Below are 21709 nucleotides of genomic sequence, written 5' to 3' on the forward strand. Positions count from 1 at the left end.
GAATATGAAAAAACTATTTTTAGGACTAATGTTTTTAGCTTGTACTTTTGGAGCAAAAGCACAGGCTTTAAATGAGGTTAAAATAAATGTTTTGAATACATTAGTATTAGCTTCTGTTGAGTTAGGGTACGAACATTTTATCGATCATAACCAATCGATCGGTGCAAATTTCAATATCAATGATCGATTTTCTTATCACGCTGAAAAGAACAGTAAGAATCAAAAGTTTAAGACAAATAGTTTAATGGTTAATTACAACTATTACTTTGGAGGTAAGACTGGTGCTAATGGTAGTGGTTATGTGGTTACTCCTTTTTTGAAATACAGATTTGGAAACTTTGAAGAAGATAAATGGAATGAAATAGATGCTGTAGATCAAACTGTAAAAGTAGATATGGACAGTTTCATATTTGGTGTTGGAGTAGGGTACAAATGGGCTTTGGGTGATTCATTTACTATCAATCCATTTGCAAATATTGCAAGAAACTTCAGTAGTGAGGTGAACGACCGCTTTTCAGCTATTGAGTTTAATGCAGGTATCAATATTGGATATAGATTTTAGAACGTAATAAGAGATAAATACTTTTTCAAAAGGAGTTCCTTCAAGGAACTCCTTTTTTTTGACTTTATGCCCTATATTGATTGTGCTTATTTGTCTGTTATTCACTTCATTATTGGTGGTTTAATGTTTGATTTGTATAATTCTTTTAGTGTGAATTAGTGTAAATTTAGGTGATTGTTCAAGGATGTTTTTAAAGGGAATACTCTATTTCACTGTACTACATTACTGGCTTAGGTTGCTGTTTTGACTCTGCCTGGAGTAGTTGAGTTTAATTCTTTGATCGACCGTGCCTGCTTCAGTAGTAGTATATAATTAGCAATGAGGACTAGTATTAATTACCTAAAATATGATCTGTTATGAGTAGATTTCAAAAGACGGGAGCACTTGTCTGCTTCTTTTTTATACTTATTTTTAGTTTGTACCTTTCTTTTTTTAAGGGGAGTGGTATTAGTTTTTTGAACTATGAAATGTATCTTAACAATGCTGACTTTTATTTCAACCTACTTTTAATTTTGATTGCAGAGGGATTAGTTTTGTACTCTTTTTTAAAATTAATTAAATCCTTGTAAGATTGGTAGATGCGTTCGTTAATACGGCTCAGAATAGTGTATAGCGCGTGATTCATTGTAGCTTATAGAGATAAAATATAAAAAGGGTTCACTCAGTGAACCCTTTTCTGTGTATTGCGATAAGTATTTATTATCTATTCGTTTAGAAATCAAATTTAATACCTTGAGCTAAAGGTAACTCAGTTCCGTAATTGATGGTATTGGTTTGACGTCTCATGTATGCTTTCCAAGCATCTGATCCGGATTCTCTACCACCTCCTGTTTCTTTTTCTCCTCCGAATGCACCACCGATTTCAGCTCCAGATGTTCCGATATTGACATTGGCTATTCCACAATCTGATCCTGCATGAGATAAGAACAATTCCATTTCTCTCATGTTAGTAGTGAATATAGATGAAGATAATCCTTGAGGAACGCCATTTTGCATAGCTATTGCCTCTTGAATATCGCTGTATTTCATAACGTATAAGATTGGGGCAAAGGTTTCTGCTTGTATGATTTCGTAATCATTTTTACCTTCTATGATACACGGTTTTACATAGCATCCACTTTCATAACCTTCACCTGAAAGAACGCCTCCTTCTACAATTATTTTACCTCCTTCTTTTTTTGCTTTTTCTATTGCGTTTAAGTAATCTTGAACAGCGCCTTTATCAATTAGTGGACCTACGTGATTAGTTGCATCAAGAGGGTTGCCTATTTTTAACTGTGCATACGCTTTTTGAAGTACTTCAATGGTTTTGTCATATACGCTTTCGTGTACGATAAGGCGTCTTGTACTTGTACAGCGTTGTCCTGCTGTTCCTACTGCTCCAAAAACAGCACCAACTAAAACCATGTTGATATCTGCATGTTCAGAAACAATAATAGCATTATTTCCTCCTAATTCTAAGATGGTATTTCCAAATCTTTCAGCTACGGTTTTTGAAACGTGTCGGCCAATGCGTGTTGATCCTGTAAAGGAAACTAACGGGATACGGTGATCATTATTGATCAAATCACCACATTCGTTCCCAACTACGAGGTTACATACTCCTTCAGGAATATTGTTTTCCTTGAAAACTTTAGATACTATATTTTGACATGCTACTCCACATAGAGGCGTTTTTGAACTTGGTTTCCATACACAAACGTCTCCACAAACCCATGCAATCATTGTATTCCAACTCCAAACTGCTACTGGGAAGTTGAATGCTGAAATAACACCAACAACACCTATCGGGTGCCATTGCTCATACATCCTATGCTGTGGTCTTTCAGAATGCATCGTTAAGCCATACAACTGACGAGAAAGACCTACTGCAAAATCACAGATATCGATCATTTCCTGTACTTCTCCCAATCCTTCTTGTAAGCTTTTTCCCATTTCATAGGATACAAGCTTTCCAAGATATTCTTTGTTTTTGCGTAATTCATCACCTATTTGACGAACAATTTCTCCTCTTTTTGGAGCGGGTACATTTCTCCAAGTCTTAAATGCCTCCGTTGCCGTTTGCATTACTTTTTCATAATCATCAGCAGTAGATGCCTGTACTTTGCCAATTAAAGCGCCATTTACTGGAGAGTAAGATTCAATTATTTTTCCATTTGAAAATGAATTTAATCCCGTAGATGAACCGTGATTTATTTCTTTTAAGCCAAGCTTCTGTAAAGCTTCTTCAATACCAAATTGGTTATTTAAGTTTGCCATTTTCTAATTTATTAGGTTTTTATAGTTGATTGATTGCTAATATATAAAAATTGCGGCAAATGATTATAAGTGTCTTAAAATCTTTGAGATTACTGTTTGATTAGTTTACTTATTTCATTCATTTAAGGCGCTTTATCATAGCTATACGTGTTTTTTTGAACCTTTCATAGCCGTGTTTTATAATTTTCGTCTTGGGCAGTCAATAGGGGATAGCCGAGGCATTGTGGTTTCTTGTTATTCGAATTGTTTATTGCTTTGTTTTAGAATGGTGATTTGTGTTGTTTTCCTCGCACTTTTTCTGGGTATGCTTAGGGGTTTCTGGGAGTTTTCTTCGGAAAACACCCCTTTTTCCGAAGAAAAGTGCAAGAATACCCCAAGAAAGGTGCAAAAAACTCCCAAGGTATTGCCTCTTTTTTTGTACTTAGGAGGTCTTTAAGTCATTAGTCATTTTATCTACTTCGTAGAGGGGATTAAGGCTCTATTTTGAATGTGTTCTTGGGGTAAATTGGTTTGTTTAGTAACTGCTAATCTTTCAGTAATGTACAAGCATTTACGGAATAGAGAATTTTCACGGACTATATTTTTAGCATAGTCACTTATCTTTGGAATAGCTGATGCATTGCTATATGAAATTTTTAGTTCGTTAAAGAAAAATCCCCATTGTTATCTTTAAATAACAATGGGGATTTTTTATATGGATAGATTAAGTGTTATTTCACTTAGTGAATTTTGGGTCTGATTCCATAATGTGGTTACAGTTCTTACACGTTCTTAATTCTTCTGAGGAATAAAAGTCGTTAAAATGGGGTAAGAAGTCAGTTTCTATGTTTGTTAGTTCAAAGTAGACTTCGTGTAGTTTGTGGTTGCACTGCTCGCAATACCACAATAATCCATCTTTCGTATTTTGTCCTTTCGCTCTCTTCTTTTCAATCACTAAGCCAACTGAGTTCTCTGTTCTAATTGGTGAATGTGGAACTTTGGCTGGCAATAAATAGATATCACCTGCTTCTAAAGTGACTCTTTTTCGCTCGCCATTTTCTTGAATGTCAATGTAGATGGTCCCTTGTAGTTGAAAGAAAAACTCCTCTGCTTCGTTATAGTGAAAGTCTTTACGAGCATTCGGTCCTCCAACGACCATAACGATATAGTCATCTGATAACGGATAGATGTTTTTGTTGCCTACAGGAGGTTGAAGTAAGTTTTTATTATCTTCAATCCATTTATATATATTGATACTTTTTTGATTACTCATTGCTTTAAGCCTTTTTAATTACTTCTACTCAACCAAGATTGTGGATTGTTAATATCCGCATTATGAGTTAATAAGAATTTTAAGACAGTCTTACCACTGCTATTGGTATTAATGACACCAATGCTTTGTTTCAGACTTACACTATCTCCTTTTTTGACGTATACTTCACTTAGGTTTTGATATACTGTGATATAATCACCATGTTGAATAAGTACAGCCTTATTTCCCCCTGGTAATACTTGGACTTGTAGGACTTCTCCTTGAAAAACAGCTCTTGCTTGTGCTCCTTGTTCAGTCGAGATTTCTACACCACTATTGTGTATAGTCAAATGTTTTTGTACTGGGTGAGGCTGATCTCCGTACGACAGTGATATATATCCTTTTTCTACTGGCCAAGGAAGTTTTCCTTGGTTAGCTTTAAAGTTATCAGCGACTAATTTACCTTCTGGAGTTAATTCAAATGTAGCTGACGATGAAGTCGCCGTTGACTTAGTCGTTGTCTTACCCGCTTTGGCTGCTGCTTCTCTTGCTTTTCTATTTGCCTCGGCAATTGCTTCGCGGATAAGCTGTTGTATTTTTTTGTCTATTTCTTTTGTTTGTTCTTGTTTCTTTTTAATCTCGTCATTGTATTTCTTTTGATCTTTTTTGACGATTTCCATTAAATTAGTCTGTGAACTTAAATCTTGTTCTAATGCTTTTTGATTGCTTTTTTGCTCCTCAAGCAGAACTCTTTGTTTTTCTTTATCTATGGCAAGTTTGGCAATCTTTTTATCGAGAACTTCTTTTTTCTCCTGTAATTCATCCCCTTGTTCTTTTCGGTATTCAGCATATTGTTTCATATACTGTAGGCGTTTGTAAGCTTGCAGAAAGCTATCTGACGACAGTATGTACATTATGCGGCTTTGATTGGATTTACTTTTGTAGGATTTTTCTATAATATTAGCATAGTCCTTTTTTAGTTTCTCCAATTCAGCTTCAAGTACGTTGATCTCTTTTTGAGTTTTCGCGATATTGTTTGTCGTTACCGTAATTTGCTGTTGAACATTATTGATCAATTGGCGATTAAGGGATATTTTGCGATTGAATTCTTCTATTTCGGATAATATATTACGCTCTTTTGTTCTCTCTACTTGCAATAGCTTTTGCACAGACTTGATTTCGATCATAATCTGTTGCTTTCTGCGTTCAAGTTGTGCTTGAGTTTCTTTTTGTTGGCTCCAGCTGAATGCAGATGTAAGTAGTAGTGCTATTGTAATATATTTTGCTCTCATATGTAGCGAGGTTCCCTATTGATTTATTTTAATTTCTTTGTATCCGCTTGGTACTTTATATTGAAAATTGGTTTTTTCATTAAATGTTACCTTTTCATAACGAATGTTCAAATTTATGCTTTTTTCTTGTTCAGCCTTAATATTTATTTCAGTAGGCGCTGTGTACTTTCCAATTCGCTGATAATTTGGATAGCTGATAGTTACTTTTCTATTTTGCTGTGGTTCCGAAATTTCTTCTTTTTTCAACAGGCCATTTTTGTCCTCGAAATAATAGGTAGATTGTACATCAGTATCGATAGTTGATTCTATTTTATGTAAGCCTTCTGCAATACTTGATTGAAGGTTGTTTGTTTTGTCTTTGCTATCGAGCGCTTGTCCCAGTAATAGGTTTTGAAATCGGTTAAAATCCAATTCAGTACCAATCCATTGCGTAAGGATATCAAAGGTGCCTTTGAAGTAAACTTTGTTCCACTTATCATAGAATTGAACTTGCTCAGGTGTGATCAACGCTTTAGCTACTGGAAAACCAATGTAGCGTATATTGAGCATGATTTGCTTGTCTTTTTCTATGGAGATGTCTATAGCAAACTTTTGACTTTGCTTATCTGTTTCATAAGAGGCTGAACTTCGAATTAAGGTTGTCTTAAAGTTCTGTGCGTGTTTACTGTGTTCATTTAAGATAGTAAGGACAGTTTTTGTATTTGTCGCATTGCCTTCGTCAAGGTTTAAACTATTCTTGTTTTTTTTACAAGCTACTAAAAGGGTAAGACAAAATACCACCAACAAGATTTTTTTCATATCAAATTTGCTTCTTAAACGGGTTTAATGAACCAATATAACTAAAAAAAATCCGTTTTAAACTGCTTTTAAAACGGATTTAAGATTTTTTATTCTAAAACGGAATAATCTCCAATACTTATATTAGTGTGTTTGCCATCATAGACAGCGTGGTTTCCTACCATCGCATTGTCTAAGTTTGCATTGCGAATAATTGAGTTTGTTTGGATCAAACTGTTTTTGATTGTCGCATTTTCTACTTTTGTGTTTTCTCCTAAGGAAACATTTGGACCTACTGTAGCATTTCTTAAAACTACATTGTCTCCAATAAAACAAGGTGGTATGATTGTGCTGTTTTCATTTACTACAGTTGGAGAAATGTAATTTGCATTTTCAGCTTCTAAGAAACCAAGCATTCTATTGTTGGTGTCTACTGTTACATTTTTGTTACCACAGTCCATCCATTCATCTACTTGCCCAGGCATGAATAACATTCCTTTCTGTTTCATGTTTTCTAAGGCATCAGTTAGCTGATATTCTCCTCCCTTGATGATATTATTATCCAAGAGATATTCTAATTCACTGCGTAAAGTTTCTCCACTTTTGAAATAGTAAATCCCTATAATTGCTAAATCTGAAACAAATTCTTTCGGTTTCTCCACGAAATCGATAATTTGCTTTTTGTCATTCATTTTTACAACTCCAAAAGCACTTGGGTCTTTTACTTGCTTAACCCAAATAACGCTATCGGCATCTTTGTCTAAGTTGAAATCAGCGCGGAATAATGTGTCTGCATAAGCTACGACAATTGGTCCTTGCATACTTTCTTTAGCACATAGGATAGCATGAGCCGTTCCCAATGCTTCATTTTGATAACAAATGGTTCCTTTCGCTCCTAATTTCTCAGCAATAGTGATCAGATCTTTCTCAACATCCTTTCCAAAGCTTTCGTGAATAATGAATGCTATTTCTTCTATCTTGTCATTTAAAACCTTAGCAATATCCTCTACTAATCTGTGTACTATCGGCTTTCCTGCTATTGGTATTAAAGGTTTAGGTACTGTAAGTGTATGGGGGCGTAAGCGAGATCCTCGTCCTGCCATTGGAACTATAATCTTCATTTGTTAAATCTTTTTATTAATATTTTCTTTTACTATTTGCGACCTGTACTTCCAAATCCACCTTCTCCTCTTGTGGTTTCAGTTAATACTTCAACGGGTTGCCAAGCAATTTGTTCATATTTTGCTATAACCATTTGAGCGATTCTCTCTCCATTTTCGATTGTGAATGGCTCTTTGGATAAGTTGACTACAATCACTCCTATTTCTCCTCTATAGTCTGCGTCGATTGTCCCAGGACTGTTTAATAGAGTGATTCCCTTTTTTGCAGCTAATCCGCTTCGAGGGCGTATCTGTGCTTCATATCCTTCAGGTAGTTCTAAGTACAATCCTGTAGGTATAATTGCTCTTTCTAAACTTCCCAAAGTTACTGCTTCACTTAAGTTTGCTTTCAAATCCATACCTGCAGATTGTGCAGTTTCGTAATTTGGTAAAGAATGTTGGGATTTATTAATAATTTTTACTGTAGTCATAGTCTAATTTTAAATAGGTCACAAATATAAAAAAGTTATAGCTAAGTAAATAATATTACTCCTATTAGTAGACAATATATCCCTGTGATTGCTGTATTATGAGTTTTAATTTTCAAATAATTTGATTTCATTATGGGTGTTTTTGTTCGCTTTTCTAAGGTATAGACCTGGTTTCAATGGTAACTTTAGGTACTATTTACTTTTGTTGTATTTGATTAGTAAATGCTATAATAAGTTCCACTTTTGCGATGAAGAGTGCCATGGCTTTCTTATACCCAAAAGTGCTTAAGTGATTCAAAACAATTTCTATAGTAGTTTGTAATCAGCGAAAGGCAATTGACAACTTATTTTATAAATCCCTTTTTTAGAGTTGTTTGTTATTGTTAATCAGTTTGTTATATGGTGTTTTGGACTTTTGTGTGTAATGCTAAAGTTAGTAGCAAAGCATCTTTATTTATATTGATATAAAGGTTGTATTTTTGTTAGTCTAAGTTTTTTGCCGTGAAAGAGGAAATCAAGTGGTTTACATTAAGTACTATTTTAGGTAGGGTAAAACAGATATTTGACGAGTCTATATCTGGACATACTTTTTGGATGAAAGTGGAGATCTCTCAGTTTAAGAGAGATAGGAGAGGGCATGTTTATTTAGAATTGGTAGAGAATAGTGACGGAGTTATTCTTGCTAAAGCAAGGGGAACCATTTGGAATCACGTGGCGAATGTCATCTATTCTAAGTTGGATAAAGAGGCAAATAATATTCTAAAAGAAGGTGCTGAAATCTTGTGTTTATGTGAAGTTGTTTATAATGTGGTTTTTGGTCTTTCGGTTAATGTATTAGACGTTGATTTGAGTTTCTCATTAGGCGAAGTTGAACGAAGAAAGCAAGAGGCAATTAAGAAGTTAGAGGCTAATGGATTACTCGATTTGAATAAGAAGCTTTCTTTTCCTCTTGTTATTCAGAAGATTGCTTTAGTTGGATCCTTGAATACTGCTGGGCATATTGATTTCATTAATCAGTTGGAGTACAATGAGTATGGATTTGCCTTCGATATTGATTACTTTGATTGTCGTGTACAGGGAGATAATGCTCATGTGGAAATTATTAATAAGCTAAATCAGATTCCTGAAAATACCTATGATGTTGTTGTTTTGCTAAGGGGAGGTGGTGCAGCTTTGGACTTGGATGAGTTTAATAACTATGCCTTGGCAGAAGTATTAGCGAGATTGCACACAGCTGTATTTACTGGTATTGGTCATGAAGTCGATACAACCGTAGCTGATTTTGTGGCTAATAAAAGGTTTAAAACACCCAGTGCTGTCGCTGCTTTTATTGTTGAAAGAGCTGTTCAGTTTCACACGCAGGTAAAGAGCCTTTATGATAGTATCACTTCTATTGCCAAGCAGCAAGTTGAGATTCAGGGACATGTATTAGAAAAACTTAGTTCTCATTTGAAAATTGAAACTTCAAGAGTGTTGTTGTATGAGAAGAACAAGCTAAAATCGGATGTTAATTTGCTTGTTGTTGAATCGAATGGACGGATTCAAAAAGAGCGTTCGGCGATTAACCTTGCAAGTCAAACCATACATTATGCTCCAAGTTCAATTTGTTTAACTGAACGCAACAAACTGCGTGAGAAGGGAAGCCTGGTAGCGTACTTGTTTGGTGAGAATCTGAGAAGTAATAAGCAGAACATAGCACAACTCCGTGAGGTTTTGGAGTTGAGGGTTTCTTCGACTTTGAAAAAGGAAAAACTCAGAGTAGAACACTTGGAGCAGATTCCGAATTTATACGACTTGGATTCACTGATGAAAATGGGACTGGCTATTGTCTGGTATCAGAATAAGACAATTAATGAATTTACTTCACTTCGTGAAGGGGATGTCATTCAAGTGGATGTATTTAATAAACGTTTCGAAATTGTAATTAAAGATATAAAAGAGAAAGAAAAATGGAAACACTTACCTATGAAAGCGCAGTAAAAGAATTAGAAGCTATTCTAAGCGAATTAAAGGATAACCAAGTGACAATTGATGATTTGGCAGTTAAGGTGGAAAGAGCTTCTACGCTGATTGTATTCTGTAAGGAGAAGCTATCTAATACAGAGTTAAAAGTAGAGAATATTATTGAGAAATTAGGTTTATAGTCAATCACTTGGGTGGTGTATTGATGATCAAGTGATTGACTGTAAATCTCTTAATGTTTACTATTTGAAATGAATTGTCTCACGTCGTCAGAAGATGGTAATTCATATACTTCAAGGTGAAAATAATCTACTGCTGCAAAAACATGGTCAAAAATGTCTGCCATGACATTTTCGTAGAATACCCATTGTGTACTATTGGTAAACATGTATAGTTCAATTGGCAATCCATGTTCTGTAGGTTGTAAATGCCTTACCATTAAGAAATATTCCTTGTGGATATGGGGGTTTTGTTGCGCGTATCTCAATACATAAGCCCTAAACATTCCTATATTTGTTATTCTTCGGCCATTGACAGGCATTGATTGATCTGCACCAGTGTTGGCATTATATTCTTCAATCTCCTTTTGTCTTTCTTCGATATAAGGTTTTAATAGTTGAATCTTTTTGAGGTTCTCTATTTCATCTTTTTCTAAAAAGCGGATAGAGGACATTTTAATATTGATACTCCTCTTAATTCTCCTTCCTCCTGCATTGTGCATCCCTCTATAGTTTTTAAAGGAATCGCTAATTAGAAAATAGGTTGGTATTGTCGTAATTGTTTTGTCAAAATTCTGAACCTTTACAGTGCTCAAGTTTATCTCTAACACAGTTCCATCTGCACCAAACTTTGACATCTCAATCCAATCACCAACTCTTACCATATCATTGGTTGAAACTTGAATACTCGCCACAAATCCCATTATTGTATCCTTAAAGACCAACATTAGAATAGCCGATGCTGCTCCTAAGGATAAAAAGAGATTTGCTGGTGATTGACCTGTAATAGTTGTATAGATAAAAATTGCAGCAAAGAAATATAAGAATATTGACGAAACTTGCGAATAACTATCAATGGGTTTGTCTGCTAATTTTGGTTTTGTTTTGGCGTAATCTCTGATACTCTTGATGACTGATCTCAATACCAAAGTCAAAGCTATAATTAATAATATATTAGTTACAGCTATCATGAATTGGGTTAGATTAGGAAAGCCTTTAAAGAATATTGGAAAGAATATCTTAGCTACAAAAACAGGAATAAGATGCGTAAAATTGTGTAGTAACTTATTTTCGATTAAGATATCGTCGAATTTGGTTTTACTTTTAATAGCAAATGACTTCACTAATACAATAATAATGTTTTTGAGTACATAGTCAAATATAAACATTATAACAGTGAAGGTTAACAGTAGGGTAATAGTGGTCGTGATATGAGTTTCGTATTCTCCTAACCCAAATGCTTTGATCATTTTGTAGAACCAATTGTACAGCCCGTTAAAGTTTTCAGGATCAATGATGTTATCTATTGTAATTGAATTCAAGTTGTATTTGTTTTTTAATTACTATTCTAATGTGTTTTAACAATATAACATTATTATTTTGTTATGCAAGTTTAGTTGTTTTTAAGCTACGTTTTTCTTTTTTAACTTATGATTTTAAGTTGTGATAAGTAGTGTTTTTTGTTTTTCTGTATTTTGTTTAGGTATATTAAAAAAATGAGATAACAATTGTTATCTCATTTTATATTATAGTGCATTTAGCATTGAATTAATTTTGTCTAAGTTAGGGGTAAGTATAACTTCAATTCGCCTATTTTTCGCCTTACCTTCTGGTGTATCGTTTGATTGTAATGGTGCATATTCACTTCGCCCTGCGGCAGTTATATTGCTTTTGACTATATCTGGATTAGAGGTTATAATTTCAACGATAGCCAGGGCTCGTTTTGTAGACAAGTCCCAATTTGTTTTAACACCTTCTCCTAATTGGCCAACAATCTTGTCGTTATCTGTATGTCCTTCTATTAACACAGTTATATGAGGATTGTTTGCTAATACTTTTGACAATTCATTGACTGCTTGAGCTCCTTCCTGGTTTACAGACCAACTTCCAGATCGAAACAGCAACTTGTTTTCCATCGATACATATACACGGCCGTTTTTCTGTTCTATGCTTAAACCTTTTCCTTCAAAAGCGTTTAAAGCTGATGATAAGCTCTCTTTCAAATCGCGCATTTGCTTGTCATTCGCTGCAAGTATAGCTTCTAACTCCGCTATACGAGTTGATTTACTTGCAAGTTCACTTTTGGCTGAAGATAAGCGTGCCGCTTCAGCTTCTAAAGCATCGCGATTATTTTTTTGTAGTGTTTTATACGACTGTTCTAAATCCTTTAAGCGATTTTCAGCAGCTATGATTTCAGCATTGAGGTTCTTGCGTTCTTCTTGCAGTTCCTTTAACTGTTTAGCAAGTTCTTTCTTCCCTTTTTCTAAATCACTATTAGAACTATTAAGCATAGCTAAGTCATTAGAGAGATTGTCGTTTTCTTTGAGTGCTTCTTGATATTGCTCTTCTAAATCGTTGTATAATCTTCGGGTTACACATGATGAAAGTAATGCCGTGGCTATTAGGCCGAGTACGATCGTTCTAAGATTCATTTTTTAGCTTTTGCGTTTTATATTGCCTTTATTATTTTATAACTACTGAAATAGGACAGTGGTCAGAGTGTACAACGTCAGCTAATATTGACGCAGATTGGATGCGATATCTTAGCGTTTCTGTTACGAGGTTATAATCTATTCGCCATCCCTTGTTGTTGTTTCTTGCATTTGCTCTATAGGTCCACCAACTATAATTGTGTGGTTCCTTGTTAAACATTCTAAAGCTATCGATGAACCCATTGTTGATAAACTTGTCTAACCATGCTCTTTCTTCTGGCAAGAATCCTGATACTTTAGCATTGCGAACTGGATCGTGAATATCAATAGCTTGGTGACATATATTGTAATCTCCACAGATAACGAGATTAGGTACGTCCTTCTTAAGTTCTGTTATATAAGTGAAAAAATCATCCATATATTGATACTTAAAGTCTAAACGATCAATGTTTGATGCTGAGGGTAGATATAAAGACATCACTGAAATATCGTCAAAATCAACTCTTACATTTCTTCCTTCAAAGTCCATATAATCTATTCCCGTCCCATAAACTACATTGTTGGGTTTGTGTTTACTCAATATTGCTACACCACTATAGCCTGCTTTATTTGCTGAAAAGTAATATTGGTATGGATACCCTGCAGCAGCTAAGTCCTCTACTGGAATCTGGTCTTCTTTCGCTTTAGTTTCTTGTAAGCAAATGACATCTGCATTTTCTTCTTGTATCCAATCAATGAATCCTTTTTTGATTGCAGCACGTATTCCATTTACGTTATATGATATTATCTTCATTTTAAATTGTTTTAATAGCCCAAAAATAGAAAAATTATAAGTTTATGCTATATTACTTATGTATGTTTTAATCAGTTATTTAGGTTTTTTTTAAATGGTTTTGGAGTAAAAATCAGCTACTTATGTTGAAATAAAAGAGATTGCCTAAATATTTTAGTATATTTGTATTATTAATTATGATTATTAAATGGGGTTAGTAACAGCTAAAGAAGTAGCTAAGGCAATTAATGTTGACAAATACGGTGTTTTTGGCACATTGACTGGTTGGATGTTGATGAAAACGCTTAAGATTACTACATTAAATAAGATCTACAATAAGAATAAGCATCTTAACGATTTAGAGTTCCTAAATGCTATTTTAGAAGAGTTTCAAATTGATTTTGAGATAGATCCAGAAGAATTAAAGAGACTGCCAAAAAAAGGTCCTTATATTACTATTTCTAACCATCCTCTTGGTGGCATAGACGGTATTCTGTTGCTTAAATTGATGATGGAACACGATCCTGATTTTAAGATTATTGCTAATTTTTTACTTCACAGGATAGAGCCTCTTAAGCCTTTCATTATGCCTGTTAATCCTTTTGAGAATAACAAGGATGCGAAGTCTAGTGTGATAGGTCTTAAAGATACACTTCGCCATCTAAGTGATGGAAAACCCTTAGGGATTTTTCCTGCTGGAGAAGTGTCTACCTATAAGGATGGTAAATTAGTTGTTGATAAACCTTGGGAGGAAGGGGCAATTAAGCTGATTAAGAAAGCTAATGTTCCTGTCGTTCCTATTTATTTTCACGCACAGAATAGTAAGTTGTTTTATTTTTTATCTAAGATAAATCCAACTTTGCGTACCGCTAAACTTCCTTCAGAATTGTTAACTCAGAAGAATCGTACAATCAAGATACGCATAGGTCGTCCAATTTCAGTTGAAGAACAAAATGAGCATTATGATTTATCAGATTATGGTAACTTTTTGAGGTTTAAAACTTATTTGTTGTCTAATGCTTATAAAGGTGATATCAATCGTTGGATTAAGGTACCTTCCTTTAATTTTAAGTTGCCGAAAACGGTAAAAGAAATTGCATCTCCATCTTCGAATGATACTATTAAGTCTGAAATCGAAGCACTTCGAGAAGGTGATTTCCGTTTACTTCAGTCTAAGAATTATGAGGTTTTCTTGTGTAAGTCAGATAAGATACCGACAATTATGCGTGAGATAGGTCGCTTAAGAGAGATTACTTTTAGAGAAGTAGGAGAGGGAACAAATAATTCAACCGATATTGACCAATACGACTCTTATTATCACCATATGTTCTTGTGGGACTCAGAAGCTGAGCAACTCTGTGGAGCTTATCGTATGGGATTAGGATCTGAGATTTACAAGAAACACGGTATTAACGGTTTTTACTTGAACGAATTATTTCGCTTTGAGTCTGAATTGTATCCAATGATGGCTCAATCTATCGAAATGGGGCGTGCTTTTATTATTAAGGAGTACCAACAAAAGCCTATGCCGCTGTTCTTACTTTGGAAAGGGATTGTGCATACAACGCTGAGATACCCTGAACACAAGTATTTAATAGGAGGTGTGAGTATTAGTAATCAGTTTTCCGATTTTTCTAAATCGTTGATGATTGAGTTTATGAGATCTCACTATTTTGATCCTTTCATTGCTCAGTATGTTACTCCTAAAATGGAGTATAAGGTCAATCTAAAGGAATCTGATCGCGATTTAATTTTTAATGAGACAGATTCAGATCTGAATAAATTTGATAAAGTTATTGAGGATATTGAACCTGGTAAGTTGAGAGTACCTGTTTTGATTAAAAAGTATATTAAGCAAAATGCAAAGGTAATTGCTTTTAACGTTGATCCTTTATTTAATAATGCTATTGATGGTCTGATGTATATTAAGATTGCCGATCTACCTGAAAGTACTGTTAAACCTGTAATGGAAGAGTTTGAGGCAGAACTTGAACGCAAGATTCAAGAGGAAAATCAACAAAGAGAAAGAGAGAAGAGTATTTAATCTTTATATATTTAATTTCAACAGAAAGGGCTTAGTGTACACTAAGCCCTTTTTTATTGTATCGTGAAAAGCACAGTTACAGTTTTTTGATTTTATCTATAATTACTTGTGCTAGTTTTTCTTTACTCTCGATTGTCCATCCAGCAATATGTGGCGATAAAAGTACATTTTTAGCTTGTATTAAGTATTGCATTGGTTCTGGCAAGCTGTTCTCTGTGAACATATTTTCAAAACTTGATTTCTCATACTCTAATACATCTAATGCTGCACCTAATACTTTTTTTTCTTTTAATGCTTCAACTAAGTCTGCTGTATTAACAGCTTTACCTCTTGCTGTATTTATCAACCAAAATGGCTTCTTGCAATTCTCTATAAAAGCTTTGTTTACTAAGTTAATTGTTTGTGGAGTTTGCGGCGTATGTAAACTAATAATATCAGCTTCTTCTTGTAACTCATGAAGAGAAACTTGTTTGGCAAATTGATTTTCTAAATTGTCTTTTATATCATAGAAAATTACCTTACAATCAAAACCTTGTAGGCGTTTTGCAAATGCATTACCCATGTTGCCATAACCTATCAGACCAACAGTTTTACCCTCAATCTCTATACCTCGGTTGCCTTCTCTTATCCAAATGCCTTGTCTTACTTCTTGATCTACTAAATTCAATTTGTTTAGTAGTGAAAGCAGCATCCCTAAGGCGTGTTCACCAACTGCTGTCCTATTTCCTTCAGGAGCTGCAATAAGTTTTACACCTTTTTGTATGGCGTAATCACAATCTATATTCTCTAACCCTGCACCAACGCGACCTATAAATTTTAAATTTGTCGCCAAATCTAAGAATTGGCGATCGATTTTAAATCGACTGCGAATAATAATGCCTTCATATTGATGGATACTTTGCTCAATTATTTCTTTAGAAGTGGTATAATCTTCTACATTTTCATATCCTAGTAATGAAAGCTCTCTTATCATTAAGGGATGATTGCTGTCAATATGAAGTACTTTTCTTGTTTGCATATTACTTTTTAGTTTTTCGTTAGAATCCTAATATTACTTTCGCAATAGAGAAGTAAATTAAGATTCCAAATATGTCATTACTGGTAGTAATAAAAGGCCCTGTTGCTAAAGCTGGGTCAATACCGTATTTGTTTAAGAAAATTGGAACGAAGGTTCCTATTAAACTGGCTATAATGATCACGCTGATTAATGCGATAGAAACGGTTATACCTATAATATAATCGACTCCTAATAGGAAGTGACTTCCCAACATCATTAAAATAGCCAAGAGAAATCCATTTAGTAAGCTTAAGGTAACTTCTTTTAATAGGCGTTTCCAGATTGATCCAGTGATAGAATTGTTTGCAAGACCTTGTACAATGATGGCTGAAGATTGTACTCCTACATTTCCTGCCATAGCGGCAATTAACGGTGTGAAAAAGAAGAGTACTCCAAATTTTTCCATTGCTCCTTCAAAGCTTCTTGAAACATTTACAGCGACAAATCCCCCAATCATCGCCAAAACTAACCATGGCAATCGTGCGCGAGTTAACATTAGAATACTGTCATTGGCCTCAACGTCTTGCGAAATACCCGCTGCTAATTGGTAGTCTTTATCTGCTTCTTCTTTGATGACGTCGACAATGTCATCAATTGTAATTCTACCTACAAGTCTTCCCATCTCATCCACTACAGGGATAGCTTCTAAGTCATATTTTTGCATTATACGAGCTACTTCTACATCTTTGGTGTCTACTTTCACATAATCAACATTGCGTATATATACATCGCTAATATGTGTTGTAGTGGATGTCGTAAGTAAATCTTTTAGGGATAAACGCCCTTTTAATCTGCTCTCATCGTCAATAACGTATATAGAGTGAACTCTTGATACATGCTCAGCTTGCTTGCGCATTTCTTTTACACAAGTAAGTACGGACCAATTTTCATTAACAGAGACAAATTCTTTAGCCATTAATCCCCCTGCTGTATCCTCGTCGTATCGCAGTAACTCGACGATGTCTTTTGCATGTTCTAAATCTTCTAATTCAGAGAGAACTTCTTCCTTCTTACCCTCAGGTAACTCTGATATAATATCTGCAGCGTCATCTGTATCTAATTCGTCTAATTCTTCTGCAATTTCTTTTGGAGAAAGACCTCTAAGAATCTTTTCCCTTATATCTTCGTCTAATTCTAATAGAATTTCCGCTGTAATTTCACTATCAAGTATGTCAAATATATAGGAGGCCTCGTCGTTCGAAAGCTCATTCATTATCTCAGCAATATCCGCATAGTGCAAATCTTGTAAAATAACTAATAGTTCTTTTTCATCTTTTTTTGCGATTAACTCCTCAATTAACTCGATAGATTCTTTACAGATTTTGAACTCCATTTGCTTCTATTGTTTTAGTAATGTTGATAAACTCTTCAAAACCTAATTGTTCAGGTCTTAAGTTAAATATTTCTTGTTCTCTAATTTCTTCTGGTAGTTGAAAGCTTTTTAAACTGTTTCGCAAGGTTTTTCGACGTTGATTAAAAGCTGTTTTTACTACGTTAAAGAAAAGTCTTTCGCTACATGGTAGAGCGTAGTTTTCTTTTCTTCGCATTCTCATTACACCTGATTTTACTTTTGGTGGTGGATTGAATACGTGTTCTGAAACTGTAAATAGATATTCTGTTTCGTAAAATGCTTGTGTAAGAACAGAAAGTATACCATAGGTTTTACTTCCTTTTTTTTCGCATATACGCTCAGCTACTTCTTTTTGAAACATTCCTGAGAACTCAGGTACATAGTCTTTTAGTTCTAATACTCGGAAGACAATTTGACTTGATATATTATAAGGGAAGTTTCCAATTACTGCAAAAGGCTCTTGATTGAACGCTCTTACAATATCAAACTTTAGAAAATCTTGTCCAAAAATATGGTCGTGTAGCTTCTCATAGTGCAAATTTAGGTAATCTACTGACTCGGTATCAATTTCGACAACGAATGTCTCAATAGGCTTGTCCAAGATATATTTAGTTAGTACTCCCATACCTGGCCCTATTTCCAACACCTTCTTATACCCATCTAATGATAGAGTATCTGCGATGCGCTTTGCTACACTTTCATCAGTTAAAAAATGCTGACCTAAGTGTTTTTTAGCTCTTACTTTCTCCATTGTTGTCTTTTTAATATTCTCGTACTAGTTCTAATTCTGTTTTAAATGTAAGCATGAGCTCGCCAAATAATTTCTTTGCCTCGCTTTCAAAACGATCAAAATCTTCTTTATAAAATTGTTGTAACAATTCCTTGCTCTTAGTTTCAAATTGAACTGAGTACGTGATTCCACCCATGTCTTCTTCTACTAATACTTTTACCATTCTAGCTTTATCAAATTTTTTTGTTGCAAGAATCCCTGGTATATAAGCGTTCTCCATCCATTTTATCCACATTTCATGAGCACTTTCATGTATGTTGATTGTGATATTGTAAATAATCATTGTAGTTTTCTTTATAAGAAGTTATAATCGTTTGAGTTGTGCAAAGATAAAAAAAGCACCAAAGTCTTTGTAAGGGATTTGGTGCTTGATATTTTATTTGTATTCAATGTAAATATTAGTCTATAATATCAAATCCTGTATAAGGTCTTAAAACCTCAGGGATTACAATTCCTTCAGGAGTTTGGTAGTTTTCTAAGATTCCAGCTAAAACACGTGGTAATGCCAACGAACTTCCATTTAAGGTATGAGCTAATTGGTTTTTTCCATCGCTATCTTTAAAGCGTAGTTTAAGTCTGTTAGCTTGGAATGTCTCAAAGTTAGATACTGAACTAATCTCTAACCATCTATCTTGAGCGGTTGAGAATACCTCAAAGTCATAAGTAAGGGCAGAAGTGAATCCCATATCTCCTCCACATAATCTCAAGATTCTGTAAGGTAATTTTAATTCGTTTAAGATTCCTTTTACATGTTCTACCATTCCATCTAACGCTTGATATGAATTATCTGGATGCTCTATGCGTACAATTTCTACTTTGTCAAATTGGTGAAGGCGGTTAAGACCTCTTACATGCGCTCCATATGATCCTGCTTCTCTACGGAAACATGGAGTGTAAGCAGTACACTTAATTGGCAATTCACTTTCTTGTAAGATTACATCTCTGAAGATATTTGTAACAGGAACTTCTGCTGTAGGAATTAAATATAAATCATCTACAGTGCAATGGTACATTTGCCCTTCTTTATCAGGTAATTGTCCTGTTCCATACCCTGATGCTTCATTAATTAAATGAGGTACTTGGTATTCTTTGTATCCTGCTTCTGTATTCTTGTCTAAGAAATAAGAAATTAGAGCTCTTTGTAATCGTGCTCCTTTACCTTTATATACTGGAAAACCTGCTCCCGTGATTTTATTACCTAATTCAAAATCAATAATATCGTATTTTTTTGCTAATTCCCAGTGTGGTAATGCTCCTTCATGTAAGCTTGGCACTTCACCTGCTTCAAATACGTTTAAGTTATCATCTGCATCTTTTCCTGTTGGTACTATATCGTTTGGTACATTCGGGATAGTATAAAGTTTTTCAGTCAACTCAGCAGAAATTGCGTTTAATTGCTCTGTAAGTTGTTTGCTCTGATCGCGTAAGTTTGATGTTTTTTCTTTGATAAGTTCTGCTTTTGCTTTCTCACCATTCTTCATTAACTCACCAATACTTTTGGATAGCTTGTTAGATTCTGCTAATACATTGTCTAATTCCACCTGTGTGCTTCTTCTTTTCTCGTCCAAAGCCAACACTTCCTCTAGCAACGCCGTAACATCAAGATTTCTCTTTGCTAATCCTTTAGCTACTTGCTCTTGATTTTCTCTAATAAAAGCTATCTGTAACATATCTATTATAATTAATTAATAGAGCAAATTTAGAAAATACTTTTCTATTAGTAGCTTTTTTGTCTAATTGTCTTACTATTTTTATGTGTTTTGTTGCTATTGACCCTTTTTATTGTCTGTCATGTTGATTTTATACCCCTTTTTTATGTGAAAGAATTGATAAATAAATTACTATAGTAAAAAAAATATGAATTACTAAAAGTAATATTCTATTTTTGTCTACTTATAGTTAAGATTGTAATATTACAAAATGGAAATACTTATTAAATTATCTCAGTTTTTATTGAGTTTATCGCTGCTTATTATTTTACACGAGTTGGGTCATTTTATCCCTGCTAAGTTATTTAAAACTCGTGTTGAAAAGTTTTACTTATTTTTTGATATTAAGTTTTCTTTATTTAAAAAGAAGATTGGTGATACGGTTTACGGAATTGGTTGGCTTCCTTTGGGTGGATATGTGAAGATTGCTGGTATGGTAGATGAGAGCATGGATACTGATCAGTTAGCTGGTGAACCACAGCCTTGGGAATTTAGATCTAAACCTGCTTGGCAACGTTTGATTATCATGTTAGGTGGTGTTTTTGTGAACTTTGTTTTAGCTTTTATTATATACATCGGAATGACTTATGCTTATGGGGACTTGTATGTTTCAAATAAGGATATGAAACACGGGGTATGGGTTCAATCGGATTTAATGAAGAATATAGGTTTGAAGAATGGGGACCGAATTGCAAAAGTTGATGGTAAAGAGTTTGAACATTTTAACGATGTTAGTTATGCTGTTCTTATGGGACATCAAATAGAAGTAGAAAGAAGTGGTGAAATGCTGACAATAGATTTGCCAACTGATTTGTTAGGTCAGCTAAGTAGTGGAGCACAAGCAGGACCTTTATTCGGATTGCGCGTTCCTTTTATTGTTACTGCTTTTCCTGAGAATTCTCCTAACGAAGGTAATTTAAAGGCTAATGATATTATTAAAAGTATCAATGGCATTGATACTCCTTTTGCTGATATGGTTATGGAACAATTAGAATTGTCTAAGGGATCTACTGTTGATGTGGTTGTAGAAAGAAATGGTAATGACGAGAAGACTGTTGCTCAAATTAACGAAGAAGGTAAGTTGCAAGTTGTTTTTGCTGCGATGCTTCCTATAAGTAATCACGAGAAACTTGGAAATTATACGATCGTTCAAGAGAAGTATTCTTTTATTGAATCTATCCCTGTCGGTATTGTAAAAGGTAAAGATAAGGTTGTTGGCTATCTTGATCAATTGAAGAAAATGGTTAAACCAGAAACAGGAGCTTATAAAGGTGTAGGTGGTTTCAAGGCTATATACGATATTTTCCCACAATATTGGAGCTGGGAAGTGTTTTGGAATATTACTGCAATGCTTTCTATTATGCTTGGAGTGATGAATTTACTTCCTATTCCTGCTTTAGACGGTGGACATGTAGTGTTTTTACTTTATGAAATGATTTCTGGGAGAAAACCAAGTGATAAGTTCTTAGAGAATGCACAAATGGTTGGTTTCTTTATACTTATTGGCTTGCTTTTATTTGCTAATGGGAACGATATTTACAAAGCAATCTTCGTGCGATAGATAAATAGTAAAAAATATGCTTATAGTGTTTGCAGGTTTTAAAAATCGTTTTATATTTGCACCGCAATAAAGGTAACACACCTTCCTCCTTAGCTCAGTTG

The 21709-nt window shown here is 34.4% G+C and carries 19 protein-coding genes; 5 read left to right on the forward strand and 14 right to left on the reverse strand.

The window, feature by feature from the left end:
* Nucleotides 1-4: 4 nt before the first annotated feature.
* Entirely contained in the window at nt 5-562 is a 558-nt protein-coding gene (locus tag GJV76_RS07225) for a DUF3575 domain-containing protein (RefSeq protein ID WP_155091970.1), read from the forward strand.
* A gap of 711 nt (nt 563-1273) precedes the next feature.
* Here the strand turns inward: GJV76_RS07225 and amaB are convergent.
* From amaB to dut, 6 genes are all read right to left on the reverse strand, one after another.
* Nucleotides 1274-2821, reverse strand: a complete 1548-nt coding sequence (gene amaB, locus GJV76_RS07230; protein WP_155091971.1) for an L-piperidine-6-carboxylate dehydrogenase — start codon at nt 2819-2821, stop codon at nt 1274-1276.
* A 715-nt stretch (nt 2822-3536) separates the two neighbouring features.
* Nucleotides 3537-4073 carry a 3-hydroxyanthranilate 3,4-dioxygenase gene (locus GJV76_RS07235; protein WP_155091972.1) on the reverse strand — a complete coding sequence of 179 codons (537 nt, stop codon included), beginning with the start codon at nt 4071-4073 and terminating at the stop codon, nt 3537-3539.
* Between the two features lie 14 nt (nt 4074-4087).
* Nucleotides 4088-5344, reverse strand: coding sequence for a murein hydrolase activator EnvC family protein (locus GJV76_RS07240; RefSeq protein WP_155091973.1), 1257 nt, complete (start codon nt 5342-5344; stop codon nt 4088-4090).
* A 15-nt stretch (nt 5345-5359) separates the two neighbouring features.
* Nucleotides 5360-6142 carry a DUF4292 domain-containing protein gene (locus GJV76_RS07245; RefSeq protein ID WP_155091974.1) on the reverse strand — a complete coding sequence of 261 codons (783 nt, stop codon included), beginning with the start codon at nt 6140-6142 and terminating at the stop codon, nt 5360-5362.
* 89 nt (nt 6143-6231) lie between these two features.
* The gene (locus tag GJV76_RS07250) at nt 6232-7242 is read right to left on the reverse strand and encodes a sugar phosphate nucleotidyltransferase (protein WP_155091975.1); all 1011 of its coding nucleotides are present in this window, start codon (nt 7240-7242) and stop codon (nt 6232-6234) included.
* Nucleotides 7243-7274: 32 nt separating this feature from the next.
* On the reverse strand, nt 7275-7712 hold the full coding sequence (dut, locus tag GJV76_RS07255) for a dUTP diphosphatase (protein ID WP_155091976.1): 438 nt from the start codon (nt 7710-7712) through the stop codon (nt 7275-7277).
* Nucleotides 7713-8213: 501 nt separating this feature from the next.
* On the opposite strand from dut, the gene xseA reads away from it, so the two are divergent.
* Nucleotides 8214-9692: an exodeoxyribonuclease VII large subunit gene (xseA, locus tag GJV76_RS07260; protein WP_155091977.1), complete on the forward strand. Its 1479-nt coding sequence runs from the start codon at nt 8214-8216 to the stop codon at nt 9690-9692.
* The gene (xseB, locus tag GJV76_RS07265; protein WP_155091978.1) at nt 9662-9856 is read left to right on the forward strand and encodes an exodeoxyribonuclease VII small subunit; all 195 of its coding nucleotides are present in this window, start codon (nt 9662-9664) and stop codon (nt 9854-9856) included. Before xseA ends, xseB begins: the two co-directional genes overlap by 31 nt.
* Before the next feature lie 50 nt (nt 9857-9906).
* On the opposite strand, the gene GJV76_RS07270 is transcribed toward xseB, so the two are convergent.
* The 3 genes from GJV76_RS07270 to GJV76_RS07280 form a co-directional block, all read right to left on the reverse strand.
* Nucleotides 9907-11214 (reverse strand): mechanosensitive ion channel family protein, encoded by a 1308-nt coding sequence (locus GJV76_RS07270; protein ID WP_155091979.1) that lies wholly within the window; start codon nt 11212-11214, stop codon nt 9907-9909.
* 204 nt (nt 11215-11418) lie between these two features.
* Nucleotides 11419-12324, reverse strand: coding sequence for an OmpA/MotB family protein (locus GJV76_RS07275; protein ID WP_155091980.1), 906 nt, complete (start codon nt 12322-12324; stop codon nt 11419-11421).
* A 31-nt stretch (nt 12325-12355) separates the two neighbouring features.
* The gene (locus GJV76_RS07280) at nt 12356-13117 is read right to left on the reverse strand and encodes an exodeoxyribonuclease III (RefSeq protein ID WP_155091981.1); all 762 of its coding nucleotides are present in this window, start codon (nt 13115-13117) and stop codon (nt 12356-12358) included.
* Nucleotides 13118-13304: 187 nt separating this feature from the next.
* On the opposite strand from GJV76_RS07280, the gene GJV76_RS07285 reads away from it, so the two are divergent.
* A complete protein-coding gene (locus tag GJV76_RS07285; protein WP_155091982.1) occupies nt 13305-15140 on the forward strand; it encodes a GNAT family N-acyltransferase in 1836 nt (611 codons plus the stop codon).
* A 76-nt stretch (nt 15141-15216) separates the two neighbouring features.
* On the opposite strand, the gene GJV76_RS07290 is transcribed toward GJV76_RS07285, so the two are convergent.
* From GJV76_RS07290 to serS, 5 genes are all read right to left on the reverse strand, one after another.
* Nucleotides 15217-16158, reverse strand: a complete 942-nt coding sequence (locus GJV76_RS07290) for a 2-hydroxyacid dehydrogenase (RefSeq protein WP_155091983.1) — start codon at nt 16156-16158, stop codon at nt 15217-15219.
* A 19-nt stretch (nt 16159-16177) separates the two neighbouring features.
* On the reverse strand, nt 16178-17530 hold the full coding sequence (gene mgtE, locus GJV76_RS07295) for a magnesium transporter (protein WP_155091984.1): 1353 nt from the start codon (nt 17528-17530) through the stop codon (nt 16178-16180).
* Nucleotides 17511-18299, reverse strand: coding sequence for a 16S rRNA (adenine(1518)-N(6)/adenine(1519)-N(6))-dimethyltransferase RsmA (rsmA, locus tag GJV76_RS07300; protein WP_155091985.1), 789 nt, complete (start codon nt 18297-18299; stop codon nt 17511-17513). The genes mgtE and rsmA overlap by 20 nt, the downstream gene beginning before the upstream one ends.
* A gap of 10 nt (nt 18300-18309) precedes the next feature.
* The gene (locus GJV76_RS07305) at nt 18310-18621 is read right to left on the reverse strand and encodes a DUF4286 family protein (RefSeq protein ID WP_155091986.1); all 312 of its coding nucleotides are present in this window, start codon (nt 18619-18621) and stop codon (nt 18310-18312) included.
* A 115-nt stretch (nt 18622-18736) separates the two neighbouring features.
* A complete protein-coding gene (gene serS, locus GJV76_RS07310; protein WP_155091987.1) occupies nt 18737-20008 on the reverse strand; it encodes a serine--tRNA ligase in 1272 nt (423 codons plus the stop codon).
* 250 nt (nt 20009-20258) lie between these two features.
* On the opposite strand from serS, the gene rseP reads away from it, so the two are divergent.
* On the forward strand, nt 20259-21608 hold the full coding sequence (gene rseP, locus GJV76_RS07315) for an RIP metalloprotease RseP (RefSeq protein WP_155091988.1): 1350 nt from the start codon (nt 20259-20261) through the stop codon (nt 21606-21608).
* Nucleotides 21609-21709 lie beyond the last annotated feature (101 nt).

Origin of the sequence: Myroides albus (assembly GCF_009711045.1) — a bacterium.
GTDB classification, from domain to species: domain Bacteria; phylum Bacteroidota; class Bacteroidia; order Flavobacteriales; family Flavobacteriaceae; genus Flavobacterium; species Flavobacterium album_A.

Coding starts and splice junctions, on each gene's coding strand:
- GJV76_RS07225 (WP_155091970.1), top strand. CDS start 5: ATGAAAAAACTATTTTTAGGACTAATGTTTTTAGCTTGTACTTTTGGA.
- amaB (WP_155091971.1), bottom strand. CDS start 2,821: ATGGCAAACTTAAATAACCAATTTGGTATTGAAGAAGCTTTACAGAAG.
- GJV76_RS07235 (WP_155091972.1), bottom strand. CDS start 4,073: ATGAGTAATCAAAAAAGTATCAATATATATAAATGGATTGAAGATAAT.
- GJV76_RS07240 (WP_155091973.1), bottom strand. CDS start 5,344: ATGAGAGCAAAATATATTACAATAGCACTACTACTTACATCTGCATTC.
- GJV76_RS07245 (WP_155091974.1), bottom strand. CDS start 6,142: ATGAAAAAAATCTTGTTGGTGGTATTTTGTCTTACCCTTTTAGTAGCT.
- GJV76_RS07250 (WP_155091975.1), bottom strand. CDS start 7,242: ATGAAGATTATAGTTCCAATGGCAGGACGAGGATCTCGCTTACGCCCC.
- dut (WP_155091976.1), bottom strand. CDS start 7,712: ATGACTACAGTAAAAATTATTAATAAATCCCAACATTCTTTACCAAAT.
- xseB (WP_155091978.1), top strand. CDS start 9,662: ATGGAAACACTTACCTATGAAAGCGCAGTAAAAGAATTAGAAGCTATT.
- GJV76_RS07275 (WP_155091980.1), bottom strand. CDS start 12,324: ATGAATCTTAGAACGATCGTACTCGGCCTAATAGCCACGGCATTACTT.
- GJV76_RS07280 (WP_155091981.1), bottom strand. CDS start 13,117: ATGAAGATAATATCATATAACGTAAATGGAATACGTGCTGCAATCAAA.
- GJV76_RS07285 (WP_155091982.1), top strand. CDS start 13,305: ATGGGGTTAGTAACAGCTAAAGAAGTAGCTAAGGCAATTAATGTTGAC.
- GJV76_RS07290 (WP_155091983.1), bottom strand. CDS start 16,158: ATGCAAACAAGAAAAGTACTTCATATTGACAGCAATCATCCCTTAATG.
- mgtE (WP_155091984.1), bottom strand. CDS start 17,530: ATGGAGTTCAAAATCTGTAAAGAATCTATCGAGTTAATTGAGGAGTTA.
- rsmA (WP_155091985.1), bottom strand. CDS start 18,299: ATGGAGAAAGTAAGAGCTAAAAAACACTTAGGTCAGCATTTTTTAACT.
- GJV76_RS07305 (WP_155091986.1), bottom strand. CDS start 18,621: ATGATTATTTACAATATCACAATCAACATACATGAAAGTGCTCATGAA.
- serS (WP_155091987.1), bottom strand. CDS start 20,008: ATGTTACAGATAGCTTTTATTAGAGAAAATCAAGAGCAAGTAGCTAAA.
- rseP (WP_155091988.1), top strand. CDS start 20,259: ATGGAAATACTTATTAAATTATCTCAGTTTTTATTGAGTTTATCGCTG.